We start from the raw sequence: 16,901 nt of genomic DNA on the forward strand, positions 1-16,901 counted from the left end.
CCTTTCTCAACACCGAGACAAGTTAGCAACTTAAACACTGCAATTATACAAATTTTTTCTTAAAACTCTTAATTTTTTATTTTTAAAGTTTTTTAAGCTGAGCCAATCCGCAAGTCTCAGCGTTGTAAGATTGTTTAAGTTTATGCTAAGCGGATTTGGTTAGAATTTCTAAGTGTTATTTTTATGTGTTAATCAATGAAAGATTTTTAATAGTTCTAATGTTAGTTGCAAGACTAATATTAGAATTGTTACTATTTTCTCTAACATTTAACCACCACCTTTCTCAACACCGAGACAAGTTAGCAACTTAAACACTGCAATTATACAAGAAAGTTCTAAAACTACACTTTATAAAATTTTAGAAAGAAGAGTTGGATTAAAAAATTCCCCAAGCTAAAAAGCATTGGAGAAATTTAAGATTTAAACCAATTAGCGATTTTTTCAAAAAGCCCTTTTTGCTCTTGGTGCATACCATCTTTGATGCCAAAGCTTTCACTAAGTTTTTCTAAAAGCTCTTTTTGTTCATCGTTTAAAGAATTTGGAAATTTGATAGAAATTTGAACGACTTGATTTCCTATGCGAGAGCTGTGGATATCCTTCACTCCTTCTTTTTCAAGGACAAATCTTTGCTTATCTTTGGCACCCTTTGGCAAATTTAAGGTCGCCTCCCCTCGTATAGTAGGCACTTTTATGCTTTGTCCTAGTATGGCTTGAGTGAAAAACACGGGAAATTCTATGTATATATTATCATCATCTCTAATAAAGGTATCATCTTTAGCAGCGATAATCTTAACATACATATCACCTCTAGTTCCATTTTTTAAAACATTGCCTTTAGCATTGACACGAAGTTTCATACCCGTATCTACACCTTCTGGGATATTAAGCTCAATACTATCTTTGCTTTCATTGTAACCTAAACCCTTACAATCACTGCATTTTTCACTGGCTTTTTCTCCACTTCCTTGACAATCCGGACAAGTTTGTGCAAAGGTAATAAAACCCTGAGAAATTCCAACCTGCCCCCTACCTTGACATTTTGGACAAATTTGCGTTTTTCCATCCTTAGCTCCCGTTCCATTGCAGGTTTTGCAAGAGCATTTATAAGCAAAGTCTATGTTTTTTTTACAACCAAATACCGCTTCTTTAAAACTTAAGTTTAAATTAACAATAAAATCAGCAGGGATTTTCTCATCATTTGAACTTTTTCTACGACGCGATGAAGAGCCAAAACCCTCTCCAAAAAAACTAGAAAATATATCCCCCAAGTCTTCAAAACCACCAAAGCCTGAAGCACCCGAAGCAAATCCGCCGCCTTTTAAAGCGTCTTTTCCATATCTATCATAAATCGCACGCTTTTCATCATCGCTTAAAACTTCATAGGCTTCATTGACAAGCTTGAATTTATTTTCGGCTTCTTTATCGCCTTGATTTCTGTCAGGATGGTATTTTAAAGCCATTTTTCTATAAGCTTTTTTTATGGTTTCTTTATCGGCATTTTGCGTTATTTCAAGAATTTCATAATAACTTATTTCCACATTATTCCTTTAAAAATTTAAATTTTATTTGAAGTTTGAATTTTAAAAATTCAAAAACCTAATTCTAGCAAAAATAAAATCAATAATTTATCAAATTTTAAATAAAATTATGTAAAGATTATAAATCTTAGATGAAATTTAAAGGATACTACAATGATTAATGTGTTGATGATAGAAGATGATCCTGATTTTGCTCAATTATTATCTGAGTATTTAGCTCAATTTAATATTAAAATCACCAATTTTGAAAATCCTAAAAATGTTCTAAATGCAGGTGTTCAAGGATATGATTGTTTAATCCTAGACTTAACCTTGCCCGGAATTGATGGCCTTGAAGTTTGCAGGGAAATCAGACAAAAAAGTAGTATTCCTATTATCATATCATCAGCTAGAGGCGATTTAAGCGATAAGGTTGTAGGACTTCAAATCGGTGCAGATGATTATCTGCCAAAGCCTTATGACCCTAAAGAAATGTATGCAAGGATTATGAGTCTTATTCGTCGCACAAAAAGAGTTGAACACACTAATAATGAAAATATTAGCTCTGCTTTTAAAATCGATGAAAGAAGACACGAAATCGTCTATAAAGATAAAGTTTTAACGCTTACTCCTGCCGAGTATGAAATTTTAGAATACCTTATAGGGCAACACGGATATAGCGTTTCAAGAGAACAGCTTGTAAGTTGCTGTAAAAATCTAAAAGATAAAGATTCTAAAAGTCTTGATGTCATCATCGGTCGCTTAAGAGTAAAAATAGGAGATAGCTCGAAGTCTCCAAAACATATTTTTTCTGTTAGAGGTATAGGGTATAAACTCATAGGATGACGAAAAATTATTCTATTTATACCAAGCTCATTGTTTTATTTGTTGTTACTTTTTTTCTAGTTTGTGTGCTTTTTATCGTGCTTTTAAAGATAGAAGGAAATGCTTATAACGAAGAAGAAGGTTTAAAACAAAAAAATCTTATCAAAAATTTACTCATCTCCTATGAAAGCACTTCAGGCGTTGAAATGGGAGCTTATCTTAAAAATAGTGGCTTTAACGCTATACAAAATTCTTATCTCGTAAAAGTCATAAGAAATAATGGACAATCCCTTTTTGAAGAAGATAATGACCTTTGCACTCTCTCTTCTTTAACATATCGTAGCAATCTCTATCTTGATGTCCAATGCAAAGATTTTGACGCTTTATATGAAGAAAATACTAGCGATAGAATTTACAATCTTTTGTTGATTGGATTTTTTTCTTTTTCTTTACTCATTATTTTTATGTATTTTTCAGTGCTAAAATCTTTAGAGCCTTTAAAAAAATTGAGAAAACAAGTCGCAGAAGTTGCAAACGGCGAACAGCCTGATTTTTTAGACTATCAAAAAGATGAAGTGGGGAAAATCGCCTTTGAATTTCAAAAAGCTTTTAAAAAAAATCAAGAATTAATCAAATCAAGGCAACTTTTCTTACGCACTATTATGCACGAACTGAAAACCCCCATAGGAAAAGGAAGAATCATTTCAGAGATGATTAAAGAAGAGAAGCAAAAAGAAAGACTTATCGCTATATTTTTGCGTATGGATTCTTTGATTAATGAGATTGCTAAAATTGAAAATTTGTTTTCAAAGAATTACAATTTACACGTTAAGCCTAGCCACTTTAGTGCTATACTCAAAGAAGCCAAAAAACATCTTATGAGAGATGATTTTAATAGGGTTGTAAAGGTTGATTTAAAATATGACGCCTTAATCAATGTTGATATGGAAATTTTCTCTGTAATTTTAAAAAATCTTATTGACAATGCCTTAAAATATTCAAGCGATGGAACTTGTGAGCTTTTTTGTTGCAAAGAACGCTTTGTCGTTAAAAACCCGGGCAAACCTTTGGCGGAGCCGATAGAGCATTATTTTCAAGCTTTTACTAGAGAACAACACAATCAAGTCAAAGGTATGGGGCTTGGACTTTATATAGTTTCGGAAGTATGTAAGCTCCATAATTTTGATTTGATTTATTTTTATGAAGATGGGAAGCATTGTTTTAGAATTTTCTTTGGAGACAAAGAAAAATAATGGCAAATAAAGGCTTAGAAAAATTTAATGAATTGGTCGAAAGCTTTGCCAATTTACCCACCATAGGCAAAAAAACCGCCATAAGACTTGCCTATCATATTTGCATTCATAACCCAATTGATGGTATGAAACTGGCACACAATATAGAAAACGCTGTGCGTTTCATAAAACCTTGTCAGCAATGTGGTGCTTTAAGTGAAAATGAGCTTTGCGAAATTTGCAGCGATGAAGAAAGAAATAAAGATATTTTATGTATCATTGAGAGTCCTAAAGACATACTCACGCTTGAAGAAAGCAAAAGCTACAATGGACTTTATTTTGTCCTAGATGAGTTAAATGAAGAAAAACTTGAAAAACTGAAGCGTATAATACTCAAGCTAAACACAACAGAAATCATTTTCGCATTAACACATAGCATAAATTCAGACGCCACTATCTTTTTTATAGAAGATAAATTTAAGGATTTAAAGCTAACTTTTAGCAAAATCGCACAAGGAATTCCTAGTGGGGTCAATCTAGAAAATGTAGATTTAATCTCTTTGAATAAAGCTATGAATTTTAGAACTAAAATTTAGTTTTTATAAGAAATATCGGCTAATTCTTGCAAAGAAAAATTTGCAACTTTTTCATGAGAAAAACCTTCCTTGCCAAGAAAATCAAGTAAAGTTTTTTCCATAATCTTAGCTCCTTTAATAAGCTCATCTGAGAGCTTAAAACTCATCGCTTCAATGCGTTTTGGGATACAAGCTAAAATATGGGTTTTGGGCAAATCGCCCATTAGTTCCATATATTGGAGAGTTTGAAGCATTTCTACTTCGTGAGCACTGCCACTCCAACTAATTTGCTTAGGCATAGCCTCATAAGGGAAGAAAAAAACATCGCCTATTTTACCCCCATCTGCTTCTATACAATCTAAAACAATAAGTCTATCATATTTAGCAATGATATAGCTTAACTGCAAGGCCAAAGTCCCACCATCAATAAAATCTAAGGTAAAATGAGAATGTGTAAATTTGTAGTTTTTTTCAAGTTGTTTGCAAAGATGAACGCCTAAGCCTTCATCTGCAAACATAATATTGCCAATGCCAAGCACTAAAAATTTCAATTTTTCTCTTCTTTGACAAATTTATAACCGCTCACTATGGCATCTAAGGCTCCATCTTTGCCTTTTACTGCATTAAAAACCGCCATATAAATATGCACTGGGACAAATATCATAATCACCCACATTAAAATTCTATGATAAGTTCTAACCTCAGCCAAGCCCCCAAGCATAGCTTCAAGCGGTCTTAAAATATGATATAAAAGCCCACCTAAACCCTCGTGATAAGTATGAGTATAAAGAATAAGTCCTGTAAGAATGATACCTAACATCACAAGATAAAAGAAAAAATAAGTTACAAATTGCAAAGGATTATAAACCCCTTTTAAATTCGGGTGTTTTCCTAAGAAAATGTAAAATTTTACCTGCTCTATCCATAATTTGATATTAAAAATATCCCATATGCTTCTGCGTTCTTTTGCACTTACCCTATCACAGAAAAACAAATACACTTTAAAAATAACACAAGCAATCAAGACAAAACCCACAGCTTGATGGACTAAACGATATTTTGCTTGCATAAAATTTACGGGTTCGCCGTTGCTAATAGGATTTTGAAACACATAAGAAAGATAATATCCTGTGCCAATTAATATCACTATGGCAACAGCTCTTACCCAATGCGTTAAACGCAAACCTATGCTAAATTCGTATTCAGCTTTTCTTTGCAATTTTTCTTCTTTATTTTGCATGAAAGCCCCCTTATAAATTGACATTCACTTTATATTCACTCAGATTATTGCCCTTAGTATCCATCACATGCACCGCACAAGCGATACAAGGGTCATAAGAGTGAATTTTTCTAATGATTTCAAGCGGCTGCCTTACATCGGCAATTTTAAGTCCTATCAAACATTGTTCATAACTTCCGCCTATGCCATTTGCATCTTTTGGACTTGCATTCCAAGTCGAAGGCACCACGGCTTGCCAGTTTTCAATTACCCCATTTTTAATCCTACACCAATGGCTTAAAGTTCCGCGTGGCACATGCCCCATATAGCGTCCTTTATACTCTTTAGAATTATCAATCACATAAGGGGTGCAAGTGGTTTCATCTACTTTTAAATTTTCTACCAAATTATTAAATGCTCTTAAAGCATTATTTGCAACGATTTTTGCTTCTATACAGCGTGCAGCTGTTCTTCCAAGTGTGCTAAATACAGCATTTAAAGGAAGTCCTGTTTCTTTTAGGAATTCATCTACCACAGGCACGACATTTTGATTTCCCTTAGCATAATTAACAACGATATTTGCCAAAGGTCCCACTTGCATAGGGTTTCCTTCATAGCGTGGGGCTTTAATCCAGCTATATTTACCCTTAGTATCAAAATTCTTAGTATGCACAAGTTCTCCGTGATGGTCTATACTCTCTCCATCAACTAAGCCTGTATAATTTGGATTGGTTTTACCATCATAAGGATGTAAAGGCTCATTATCTGCATACCAAGAATGAGTCGCTTCTTCGGTAATCTTATCTTCTTCTACTTCATAAACCTTGCTTAAATCTCCATTTTTGATAATACCACTTTCAAAAAGCCATTCATCTCTTCCAATTTGGAATTCTTTGAAAGTATAAAGATTATTTACCCCTATGTCATTTAAGACACTTGCTTCATTCGCATAAGCCTTTCCTGCCATCACAAGGTCAGGATAGTAAGCACGATTAACAAAGTCTTGCACTTCTTGGAATTTAACCATATATTCACCCATTCTTGAAGGATTAAGCAAATCCATAACACAAGTAACTCCACCAACGGTTAAGCTTTGTGGATGTGGATTTTTCGCACCAAAAATCGCCATACATTGAGCGATAATCCTTTGAATTCTTAAACATTCTAAATAATGTGAAAGAACGATTAAATTTTGCTCTGCACTTAAGCGGTAAGTTGGATGACCATAATACGCATTAGCAAAAGGTCCTAAATTGCCTTTATCGACAAAGGCTTTAAGCTTTTGTTGCACTTCAAGAAGTTTATCTGCACCCGTAGCGTAAGGATTTGGAGTATATTTAAAGGCTTCATCACTTGCTTTTTTAACATCTGCACTTAAAGCACTCACTACATCCGCCCAATCAAGCCCATGAAGTTGATAAAAATGCACGATATGGTCGTGTAAAAAAAGCGCAGCATTCATTAAAGTTCTCGTTAAAAGTGCATTAAGTGGCGGAGTAATACCCAAAGCATTTTCAACTGCAACTATACCTGCTTTATAGTGCGAAAAAGTGCAAACTCCACAAATTCTTTGCGTCATAAAACCCGCATCTCTTGGGTCGCGTCCTTTTACTATGGTTTCAATACCACGCCACAAAGTAGAACCTGCGTAAGCTTCCTTGACAACATTATTATCATCAACAACGACTTCAACTCTTAAATGTCCTTCGATTCTTGTAATTGGATCTACGATTATTTTTTGACTCATCTTTACTCCTTATCTTTTTGCATGGAAGATATAACTGCGTGTGCTGCTATAGCAACGCCTGTGAGCGTAAGCACTCCTATGCCGATTCTATCCGAAACACTATCAGCACCAAGCCCAAAAACCGTGTCAAATTTACGACTTGCCATAGGCTCTTCAAAAGGTCCCATAGTATCCCAGAAACTTGGTTCAGAACAACCTATACAGCCGTGTCCTGCTTGGATAGGCCAAGAAGTGTGCTGATTAAATCTCTCCCTAGAGCAGTTGTTGAAAGTATAAGGCCCCTTACAACCTACCTTATAAAGACAAAAACCTTGTTTTGCTCCTTCATCGCCAAAAGCATGCACAAATTCACCCGCATCAAAATGTCCGCGTCTTTCACACAAATCGTGAATTCTTAAACCATAAGCCCATTTTGGTCTATTATAAACATCCAGTGCTGGTAACTCACCAAATAATAAATAATGAAGCACATTTCCCACTATATTTTTTTCACTAGGCGGACAGCCCGGAACATTAATCACACTTTTGCTTGTTACCTTACTCAGTGGTTGAGCGTTGCTGGGATTAGGTCTGGCAGCTTGAATTCCACCAAAGCTCGAACAGGTGCCAATAGCAAAAATAGCTAAAGCATTTTCACTTGCCATTTTCGAAAGTTCATAACCTGTTTTTCCGTGTGGCCCTATGGTTAAAAAGCTTTCTGTATCGCCCATAGGTATGCCACCTTCAACCATCAAAACATATTTGCCTTTGTGCTTTTCAATGGCTCCTTCTAAATTTTCTTCAGCTTGCCAACCCGATGCAGCCATCACTGTTTCGTGATATTCTAAGGATATATAGTCAAAAATCAAACTATCAATCGTAGGCGTATCACTTCTTAACAAACTCTCACTACAACCCGTGCATTCAGCCATATGAAGCCATATAACAGGAAGTCTATCGGCTAACTCAGCCGCTCTTGCTACCATAGGAGTGAAACTTGCTGAAAGTCCCAAAAAGGCTGTCATAGCACCCGCCCATTTCATAAAATCCCTTCTAGAAAAACCTGACTTCTCTAAGGCATTTGCAATGCTATCATTGTCTTTTAAAGAAGGAAGCTTTTCAAGAGCCGATAAACGCGACTCTATTTGATGATAATTAATCATTATATTTCCTTTATAACATAAAATCTATTCCTTATAATAATAAAATAAAGGAAGTTAAAATAAAGTTAAAAACTTACTCTCATAAGTAAATATTAATATTATTCTTAATTAAAACTTAATCATAAGCCTTTTTTGAGTTTGCGGATTAAAAATCTTGCAGGATGGATAGAGTGAATGTATTTTTTCTGCAAAGTTAAAGGTTCATTATTAATCAAAGCACACAAATATCTAGCCGTCAAAACACTGGTGCTAAAGCCCCTTGAACCATGAGCGAAATTAAAAAACAAATTATGCAAGGCTTTAGCCTTAACTTGCTCTTTATTTTTTGTCCATAATAAAGCCTTGTATTCTTTCTTATAAAAGCTCTCATCATAGGCATTTCCAGCTATGACAAAGCGGTCGCTTGAATAGGAGCGAAAACCCACTTTAGAGCCTATGATTTCTAATTTTGCATTTTTATCTATAAATTCAGCTATATTTTCTATATTTTGCCTATCATCCTCATCTTTTGCTTCCAAGCTAGTATCTTGCCTATCATAACTTGCCCCAATGACTTGCAAATTATCCTTTCTAGGACAAATATAAGCCTTAGAAGATAAAGCAAACTCAGTATCTAAAAAAGGTTTTAGATGCGTTACTTGCCCCCTTACCTTGCTTAATTTCATTTCATCATAAAAAATAAAGTCTTTCGTGTCTGCACCCATAGCATAGACTAAAACGGCATAATCCTTTTTTGCATTTTTATTCTTAAATTTTAAGTCAAAAAGCCCATTTTTAAATTCATAAGCTCTAAATTCATGCTTAAAATATATATTAGCCTTACTTTTCTTAAAAAGATTTTCAACCAAAAGCTTAGGAAAAATAAGCCCACCATCTTCTAAAAAAGCTTGATTTTTTGAAATTTTAAACAAAGCATTTTCTTTTTGCGTTGCAAATCTTTCTTGCATTAAATCATTATGCGCAAACTCCACCACACCTTGAAAATCTAAATCTAAAATTTGCCTATAAAAACGACTCGCCTCTATAAAAGAAAGCTCCGAAAACTCTCCTAAATTGACCTTAGGCTTTAAGATTAAAGAGCTTAAAATTCCACACTCATTCGCACTTGCACCCCTGCCAAACTCTAAATCTTTTTCAAAAACATCAATCTCAAATCCCCTTAAACTAAGCTCATAAGCCAACACAGCACTAGCAATTCCTGCACCGATAAGGGCTATTTTTTTATTCTTTAAAGATAGGGAAATTCTTGAAAAATACGCTTCTTTATCTTTAAAATCCAACTCATTTTCCAAAAAAGCTCTAAGCATTTCTCTTTTTCTAAAACCCTTTGTTTTCTCCACTCTAAAGCCGTATTTTTTTAAGTTTTTTTGTAAAAAACTTGCCGAAGAAAAAGTGCAAATTTGCGTCCCTTTTTTAGAAAGCCTTGCGACTTCAAAAATTACATTTTCATCAAACATTTGTGAGTTTTTATTTGGAGAAAAGCCATCTAAATACCAAACATCAGCCTTAAAATCTAATTCTTTTAAAATGCCAATATCATCAAAAATAAGTTCTAAAAAACAATCTTCATAATAAAAACGATAAATCCCTTCTTTAGCCTTAGGATAAAATTTTAAAAATTGTTCTAAAAACTCTTTAAATTCTTCATAAAATCCTAATTTTTGATAACTTTCTCTTAATTGTTCTTTTTCAATATAAAAAGCTTCTATGCTCAAATAAAAAAGTTTTTTAGGGCGTTTGGAAGGAGGAGTTTCTAAAAAGCGTTTTAGGGTAAGAAAAAAATTTAAACCTATACCAAAGCCACTCTCTGCGATGACAAAATTTTCTTGTTCTTTCCATTCAAAAGCGTGAGTATAAACGAATTTGCTTTCATTTAAACCCTCTTTGGAATTAAAATAAAAATCATCAAAATCCAAAGAAAAGGGGGTATTGTCTTTAAAAACTAAGTTAGCTTTTTTCATGGGTTATTGTAAAAATAATTCTCCACCCCATCAGCAATTCCCCTAACCAAAGTGTCTTGGAAAGCTTTATTAGCAATTCTTTTACCTTCACTTGGATGAGTAATATAGCCTATTTCAATCAAAATCGCAGGCATTTGCGCCCCTACTAAAACCCAAAAGGGTGCTTCTCTTACGCCTCCATCTACGATTTTATATTTTTTGCGTGCTTGGGTCAGTATATTTTTTTGCACATCGATGGCAAGTTTATTGGAAGCAACGATTTTTTCGCGGTTTAAGAAATTTAAAATGCTTTGTTTAGAAAAATAATTAATCTCTTCAAAATCCCCTTGATTTTCCTTTTCTGCGGCTTTTTTACTTCTTTCACTTCTTGCTGGACTTAAAAAGAAAGTTTCCACGCCTTCGCTGCTTTTTGCCTTTGTGGCATTTGGAGCTGCATTGGCGTGTATGGATAAAAATAAATCGGCTTTTTTATCATTGGCATATTTGGTTCTATCTCTAAGATTAATAAATTTATCCGTGCTTCTTGTATAAAGCACCTTATAGCCCCTTTTTTTAAGCTCGGCTCCTAGCTTTAAACTCGCACTTAAAACTATATCTTTTTCCCTTAAACTTCCTTTTTTATCGCTTAAGGCTCCGCTATCTTTTCCGCCGTGTCCTGCATCAATGACTATGAGTTTTCCTGCTTTATAGTTTGTATTTAGGGCTTTGTTTTGAGTTAGTTTTGTGTCTTGATTTGTTTTTGCAGCTTGTTGTGGCGTTTGAAAACCTAAGCTAAGTTTTGTTCCTTCTAGCTTTTTTAAAAGCTTAAATTCCTTAGGAGCACTTAAAACTACGCGGACTATTTTAGGATTATACTGCGTCACAGTAATAACATTTGCCCCAAAAGCAAAGCTTTTTCTATTGCCTTCTAAAATGCCTTGAAAGCTTATGATATATCTAAATTTTTGGTCTTTAGTCTCTAGCGTTTCTATTTCTTTTTCATCCAAATCATCGCTTAAATTTAAGACAACAGCGTTTGAAATTCGTTCCACGGCTAAAACATATAAAGGCTCTTGTTTTTCTTTTTCATTATTGGTTTTTTTATCTTGTTTTTTTGTTTCTAAAACCTTAGTTTTAACTTCTTTTTTTTGCTCTTGCTTTTTCTCTGAAATTTTGCTATCTTGCTCACTCTTTTTTTGTCCAGCACTCTCTTTTGAAAAAACCAAGCTTTTATCTTTAAAAGCTATATGGATAGGAATTTTTTCTTTAGCATAGACGACTATGCGTATGGTTTTGGGATTAAATTGCGAAATCACTAAGCGATAATCAGTGAATTTAAACTCTTTTTTACCCCCTTCTAAAACCCCATCAAAATCACTAATAAAGCGATAATTTCCTTTTTCATCTAAAGCAAAACTTTTTAATTGCTCCTTAGTTAAATTAGCATTCAGTTCAAATTCCACGCTCTCATTGCTCTTATTGGCTTTTAAAACATAAATTTTAGTCTCACTTTTTGCCTTAGAAGGTATGCCGCTCTCTTGTGAAGCTTTTGTTTTTTCTGTATTTTTTACTTGCTCATCGGGTGTATTTTTTTCAATTTTTTGACTCGTTTTTATAGGTTCAAAAGTCGATTTTTCAGTATTTTTAGCAAGATTTTGAACCTTAATATCTTTAATAACAGCCTTTCTTAAAGCATTGATACTTACTTCACTTATGCCACTTTCTTTTAGTTCATCAGCATAGGATTTATCATCTAAATTTAAAGTATTTGAGCTGATAATCAATCTTTTTAGAATTTCGATTTTCGTTTTTTCATCTTCATTAATAACGCTTTGTATATAAAGAGCTTTAAGCTGATGATGGAATTTTACTTGATTCTCAGCCTTAGAAGCTATGAAATCCCTATCAAAATTCGCAAGTTCGTTTTCATAAGCTCCAAAAAGAATTGTAAAAAAAAATACTAAAAATACAAAAATTTTAGCCATTATTCACCATTAACTAGTTTTTCCATAAGTTCTTTAACGCTAATAAGCTTATCTAAACGGTATCCATTCGCACCCGTAAAGAAAAGTCCGGTTTCTTTTTTGCCCGACCACGCATCAAAAAGCCTATCTGCTATACAGTAACCCACCTTAGTCGCTTCTTTTCCACGCCCACAAGGCGCAACGCAATTGCTTATACAATTAATCTTTGGTCCCATTCTTTTATCTACTAAATTTAAAAGATTAGTCCTAACCCCACGAGCAGGATAACCCACAGGGGATTTGATAAGTTCTATATCTTCTTCCTTAGAGGCAAGCAAAACGCTTTTAAATTCTTCACTCGCATCGCATTCAAAAGTGCCTATAAAACGCGTTCCCATTTGCACCCCACTCGCACCTAAAGCAAGGGCATTTTCTATATCTTTTTTATCCCAAATTCCACCCGCAGCCATCACAGGAAAAGAACCCCAATTTTTCGCCTCCTCAACAACAGGAGCGATTAATTTTTCTAATTGATAAGCTGGGTCTAAACATTGTTCATAGGTAAAGCCTTGATGCCCCCCGCTTTTTGGTCCTTCTAAAACCACTGCATCGGGTAAGCGGTTATAACGACTTTGCCATCTTTTACAGATGATTTTTAAAGCCTTAGGCGATGAGATGATAGGCACTAAAGCCACATCAGGAAAATCTGCTGTAAATTCAGGCAAATTTGTAGGCAATCCCGCCCCTGAAACGATGACATTAAAACCCACTTCACAAGCATCCCTAGCTATTCTTGCATAATCATTACTGGCACAAAGTATATTACAGCCCAAAGGAGCATCTTTGCAAACCTTTCTTGCATTAGTAATCAAAGCCTCTAAACCCCTGCGTGAGTAAAAATTTTCACTCCCATAGGGCTTGGCATTAAGCTCCTTAGTGGCATATTTTCGCTCTTCATAATAGCCCGTTCCCACAGAAGAAATAATCCCAAGTCCGCCATTTAAAGAAACCGCAGAAGCTAGTTTGTCCCAACTAATGCCAAGTCCCATCCCTCCTTGAAAAATGGGATATTTTATAGTATGTTTTCCTATTTTTACGGGTTTTAAATTCATTCTTTTACCTTTAATTTTGCAAATTTTCTTTTACCTACTTGTAAGATATATTCGCCTATTTCTAAATATTTTTGCTCGTCATTAATCTTTTGAGAATTGATGCTAACCGCATTAGCGACTATGCTTCTTCTTGCCGCAGAAGTTGAGCTTTCTAAGCCGCATTCAACCAAAGCCTTAGCCAACCAAATTTTTCCTTGTATTTGAAATTCTGCAATATCACTTGGTAAGGCATTTTGAGAATGCACGCTATCAAATTCGCTCTTAGCATCCTTAGCTTCTTCTTTGGAATGAAAACGCTCTGTGATTTCTAAAGCCAAGTTCTCTTTAGCTTTTTTAGGGTGTAAATTGCCTTGCTCTATATCTTTTTTTATTTGTGCGATTTCTTCTAAACTTTTTTGGCTTAAAAGCTCATAATACCTAAACATCAGCTCATCGCTAATACTTAAAATCTTAGCATACATATCCTTAGCTTTTTGTGTAACACCGATATAATTATTTAAACTCTTGCTCATTTTATTAACCCCATCTAAACCTTCAAGCAAGGGCATCATAATCACAGCCTGTTCTTTTCCCACATTGTAAATTCTTTGAAGTTGTCTTCCCATTAAAAGATTAAATTTTTGGTCCGTCCCACCCATTTCAATATCGCTTTTTAAAGCTACGCTATCATATCCTTGAAGCAGAGGATATAAAAATTCACAAATAGAAATAGGACTTTGCTCTTTAAAACGCTTGGTAAAATCATCTCTTTCAAGCATTCTTGCCACGCTAAAAGTTGAAGTAAGCTCCACTATACCCGCAGCACCTAACTCATTAAGCCAAGTAGAATTAAACTTAAGCTGTGTTTTTTCTCTATCCAAAATTTTAAAAACTTGTTCTTCATAAGTTTTAGCATTGATTAAAACTTGCTCTTTATCTAGCTTTTTACGCGTTGTGCTTTTTCCGCTTGGGTCGCCAATTTGCCCCGTGAAATCCCCGATTAAAAACTGCACTATGGCTCCGTGCTTTTGCAAAAAAGCCATTTTGTTTAAAACAACACTATGCCCTAAATGCAAGTCCGGAGCTGTTGGGTCAAATCCTGCTTTTACAAAAAAATTCACACCCTTTTCGTAATAATTTGTGATTAAAATTTCTATTCTTTCTTCATCGATAATTTCCGCACAGCCTCGTTTGATTTCTGCTAGTATATTTTTTATATTCATCTATTTAACCTTTTTTAATTTTCCTTATAGGCATCATCTAAAGATGTAAAATCCAAAATCTTACAACGAGCCTTTAGCCTATCTTTAACACTATCAGGGTTGATATTATCAGGGATTTCCATTGTTATTTCAAAATAATCCACCGCCGAATTAGAATCATTTGATAAATTAATTGTCAAGAGATTGATTTGCATTTTAGCTAAAAATGCCAAAAATTCCGCTAAAACACCTTTTTTATTCTCTAAAGAAAAAATGAGTTTATAAGATTTAGGGATATTAGCATCCCATTTGATAAAAACCATATCTTGATTATTATCTATCATTTTATCGGCTCTATCGCAAAATTTATGATGAACGATAACACTCCCGCCCTTAACAAAAGCCAACACAGCATCACCTCTTTTTGGATGACAGCAAAAATCAAAATCCACATTAGCGATTTTATGATTGCAATAAAGAGTAAAATTGCCTATTTTTTGTTCTTTAATTTCATACTTATCAAACCAGTAAGACTTCTTAGCATATTTTTTAAGACCATTGACTATATCTTTTAAATAGGCACTATCTGTGGCTACTTGCCTAATGCGTCTGCTTAAATTTTCTTTTTCTATCCAATTTTCAATTCTATCTTTATCCACACCAAAAATAAAAGCCAAGATATTCATAGCACTAGCTAGGTTAAGCTCTCTATTTTTTTGCTTACAAAATTCCCTTATGCTTGCCCTTGCTTTTCCTGTTTTAACGCTATCTATCCAAGAACAGCGATAAAATTTATCATTACTCGTTACCACGCGGACTATATCGCCGTTTTTAAGCTCAGTCAGTAAAGGCACTTTAACACGGTTTACATAAGCACTCTTTGCATGAAGCCCTACTTTAGTATGCACTTCATAAGCAAAATCGAGCACGGTTGCACCCCGGGGCAAGGTAAAAATTTCTCCCTTAGGAGAATACACAGCCACATCTTCAACATAAAGACTATCCTTAGCATACTCATAAAGCTCGATAGCATTATAATCTTCTGCATTTTCAAGATTATTTACGCTTTGCATCGAAATATCTGCAAGCCAATCAAGACGCGGTGCAACCACACTACCATCTTCTTTATATTTCCAGTGTGCGGCTATACCAAATTCAGCAATTTTGTGCATATCAAAGGTGCGAATTTGTGCTTCTATAATGCTTTTAGTATCAAAAAGTGTGGTGTGTATGGTTTGATAGCCATTTTGTTTAGGCAAGGCTATATAATCTTTAAAACGCGAGACTAAAGGATTAAAATGCGTGTGTAAAATTCCCAAAGCCAAATAACAATCGCTTACTTTTTGAACTAAAATTCTCACTCCAAGCAAATCAAGCACTTCTTCAATGCCCACGCCCTTTCTTTGCATTTTAAGATAAATAGAATAGCTATGCTTAATGCGTTTTTGTATCTCAAAACTACCCTGTCTAAAACCATTGCTTAAAAATAGAAGTTCGATTTTGGAAATAAATTGATTGAGACTTAATTGCATTTCTTGATTGTTGGAATTGATATAATTGTCAATAAGCTTATATTCATCAGGCATAAGATATTTAAAGCTTAGGTCTTCTAAATAATTTTTTATGCTAGAAATTCCTAATCTATGAGCTATTGGAGCATATACTACTAAGGTTTCTTCGCTGATTCTTTTTTGCTTATCTTCTCTTAAAACTTCAAGCGTAAGCATATTATGAAGTCTATCGCACAACTTAACAACCAAAACCCCCACATCCTGAGTGCTTGCTAGTAGCATATTTCTAAAGGTTAAAGCCGACTTGGTCAAACCCTTTGTGGATTTAGATGAAATGAGATTATCTTCTCTAATTTCTATAATTTTAGTCAGTCCCAAAACAAGCCTTAAAACTTCAGAACCAAACTGCTTCTCAAGCTCTTCTTCGGTGCAACTCGTATCTTCAATCACATCGTGCAGTAAAGCGGCTAAGATATTGCTTTTGTTTTCACTTAAAAATCCAACAAGGGTTGCGACTAAGATAGGATGTACCGCATAAGGCTCTCCACTTTTTCTAAACTGCCCTTCGTGGCAAAGTATGCAATACTCCACTGCCTTTTCAAGAATAGCATCCCATCCACAAATTTCAAAAAGCAAAGCCTTAGCCAGTTCTAAATCTTTGCAATTTTTGACCTTATCGATTAATTGTTCAAGCAACAATTCTTCATCGATTGGTTTCAACTAAACCCTCTAAAGTAATTTTATTTTCTGCAATTTCATATAAGGCTATATCTGCGAATTTATTTTTATTTTTATCAAAATCCACCAAAGGAGTCGCCCCATTAGCTAGTTGTTCTGCTCTTTTAGCTACAACTAAAGAAAGACGGTATCTGTCATTGCCCATTTTTTCTAAAGCTTTTGCCGCCACTTCTTCTATTCTTTTATCCATCTTTTCTC

14 protein-coding genes are annotated in these 16,901 nt (G+C 34.4%); 3 read left to right on the top strand and 11 right to left on the bottom strand.

Going from position 1 to position 16,901, the window contains the following annotated elements:
• Positions 1 to 413 precede the first annotated feature (413 nt).
• Entirely contained in the window at positions 414 to 1,538 is a 1,125-nt protein-coding gene (gene dnaJ, locus ACLL8X_RS08320) for a molecular chaperone DnaJ (protein WP_411990462.1), read from the bottom strand.
• A gap of 153 nt (positions 1,539 to 1,691) precedes the next feature.
• Between dnaJ and ACLL8X_RS08325 the strand changes: the two genes are divergently transcribed.
• Genes ACLL8X_RS08325 through recR form a run of 3 tightly spaced genes read left to right on the top strand, consistent with a single transcriptional unit; the run spans position 1,692 to position 4,170 of the window.
• Positions 1,692 to 2,363, top strand: coding sequence for a response regulator transcription factor (locus ACLL8X_RS08325; protein WP_411990463.1), 672 nt, complete (start codon positions 1,692 to 1,694; stop codon positions 2,361 to 2,363).
• Positions 2,360 to 3,595: an ArsS family sensor histidine kinase gene (locus ACLL8X_RS08330; protein WP_411990464.1), complete on the top strand. Its 1,236-nt coding sequence runs from the start codon at positions 2,360 to 2,362 to the stop codon at positions 3,593 to 3,595. The genes ACLL8X_RS08325 and ACLL8X_RS08330 overlap by 4 nt, the downstream gene beginning before the upstream one ends.
• Positions 3,595 to 4,170: a recombination mediator RecR gene (gene recR / locus ACLL8X_RS08335; RefSeq protein ID WP_411990465.1), complete on the top strand. Its 576-nt coding sequence runs from the start codon at positions 3,595 to 3,597 to the stop codon at positions 4,168 to 4,170. Before ACLL8X_RS08330 ends, recR begins: the two co-directional genes overlap by 1 nt.
• Here recR and ACLL8X_RS08340 read toward each other — a convergent pair.
• The 10 genes from ACLL8X_RS08340 to ACLL8X_RS08385 all read right to left on the bottom strand — a co-directional run bounded on the left by ACLL8X_RS08340 (position 4,167) and on the right by ACLL8X_RS08385 (position 16,893).
• A complete protein-coding gene (locus tag ACLL8X_RS08340; protein WP_411990466.1) occupies positions 4,167 to 4,700 on the bottom strand; it encodes a HyaD/HybD family hydrogenase maturation endopeptidase in 534 nt (177 codons plus the stop codon). The genes recR and ACLL8X_RS08340 overlap by 4 nt on opposite strands.
• Entirely contained in the window at positions 4,697 to 5,389 is a 693-nt protein-coding gene (gene cybH, locus ACLL8X_RS08345; protein ID WP_411990467.1) for a Ni/Fe-hydrogenase, b-type cytochrome subunit, read from the bottom strand. The genes ACLL8X_RS08340 and cybH overlap by 4 nt, the downstream gene beginning before the upstream one ends.
• Positions 5,390 to 5,399: 10 nt before the next feature.
• Entirely contained in the window at positions 5,400 to 7,115 is a 1,716-nt protein-coding gene (locus ACLL8X_RS08350) for a nickel-dependent hydrogenase large subunit (protein ID WP_411990468.1), read from the bottom strand.
• 2 nt (positions 7,116 to 7,117) lie between these two features.
• Complete coding sequence (locus ACLL8X_RS08355; protein WP_411990469.1) at positions 7,118 to 8,257, bottom strand: hydrogenase small subunit; 1,140 nt, start codon at positions 8,255 to 8,257, stop codon at positions 7,118 to 7,120.
• 119 nt (positions 8,258 to 8,376) lie between these two features.
• Positions 8,377 to 10,218 (bottom strand): bifunctional tRNA (5-methylaminomethyl-2-thiouridine)(34)-methyltransferase MnmC2/FAD-dependent 5-carboxymethylaminomethyl-2-thiouridine(34) oxidoreductase MnmC1, encoded by a 1,842-nt coding sequence (gene mnmC, locus ACLL8X_RS08360; protein ID WP_411990470.1) that lies wholly within the window; start codon positions 10,216 to 10,218, stop codon positions 8,377 to 8,379.
• Positions 10,215 to 12,182 carry an N-acetylmuramoyl-L-alanine amidase gene (locus ACLL8X_RS08365; RefSeq protein WP_411990471.1) on the bottom strand — a complete coding sequence of 656 codons (1,968 nt, stop codon included), beginning with the start codon at positions 12,180 to 12,182 and terminating at the stop codon, positions 10,215 to 10,217. Before ACLL8X_RS08365 ends, mnmC begins: the two co-directional genes overlap by 4 nt.
• Positions 12,182 to 13,273, bottom strand: a complete 1,092-nt coding sequence (locus ACLL8X_RS08370; protein WP_411990472.1) for a nitronate monooxygenase — start codon at positions 13,271 to 13,273, stop codon at positions 12,182 to 12,184. The genes ACLL8X_RS08365 and ACLL8X_RS08370 overlap by 1 nt, the downstream gene beginning before the upstream one ends.
• Positions 13,270 to 14,475 carry a tyrosine--tRNA ligase gene (gene tyrS, locus ACLL8X_RS08375; protein ID WP_411990473.1) on the bottom strand — a complete coding sequence of 402 codons (1,206 nt, stop codon included), beginning with the start codon at positions 14,473 to 14,475 and terminating at the stop codon, positions 13,270 to 13,272. The genes ACLL8X_RS08370 and tyrS overlap by 4 nt, the downstream gene beginning before the upstream one ends.
• Positions 14,476 to 14,489: 14 nt before the next feature.
• Complete coding sequence (locus ACLL8X_RS08380) at positions 14,490 to 16,685, bottom strand: RelA/SpoT family protein (protein ID WP_411990474.1); 2,196 nt, start codon at positions 16,683 to 16,685, stop codon at positions 14,490 to 14,492.
• Complete coding sequence (locus tag ACLL8X_RS08385; protein ID WP_038816865.1) at positions 16,669 to 16,893, bottom strand: DNA-directed RNA polymerase subunit omega; 225 nt, start codon at positions 16,891 to 16,893, stop codon at positions 16,669 to 16,671. Before ACLL8X_RS08385 ends, ACLL8X_RS08380 begins: the two co-directional genes overlap by 17 nt.
• Positions 16,894 to 16,901: the final 8 nt, after the last annotated feature.

The organism is Campylobacter parajejuni (assembly GCF_046764905.1).
Classification (GTDB): domain Bacteria; phylum Campylobacterota; class Campylobacteria; order Campylobacterales; family Campylobacteraceae; genus Campylobacter_D.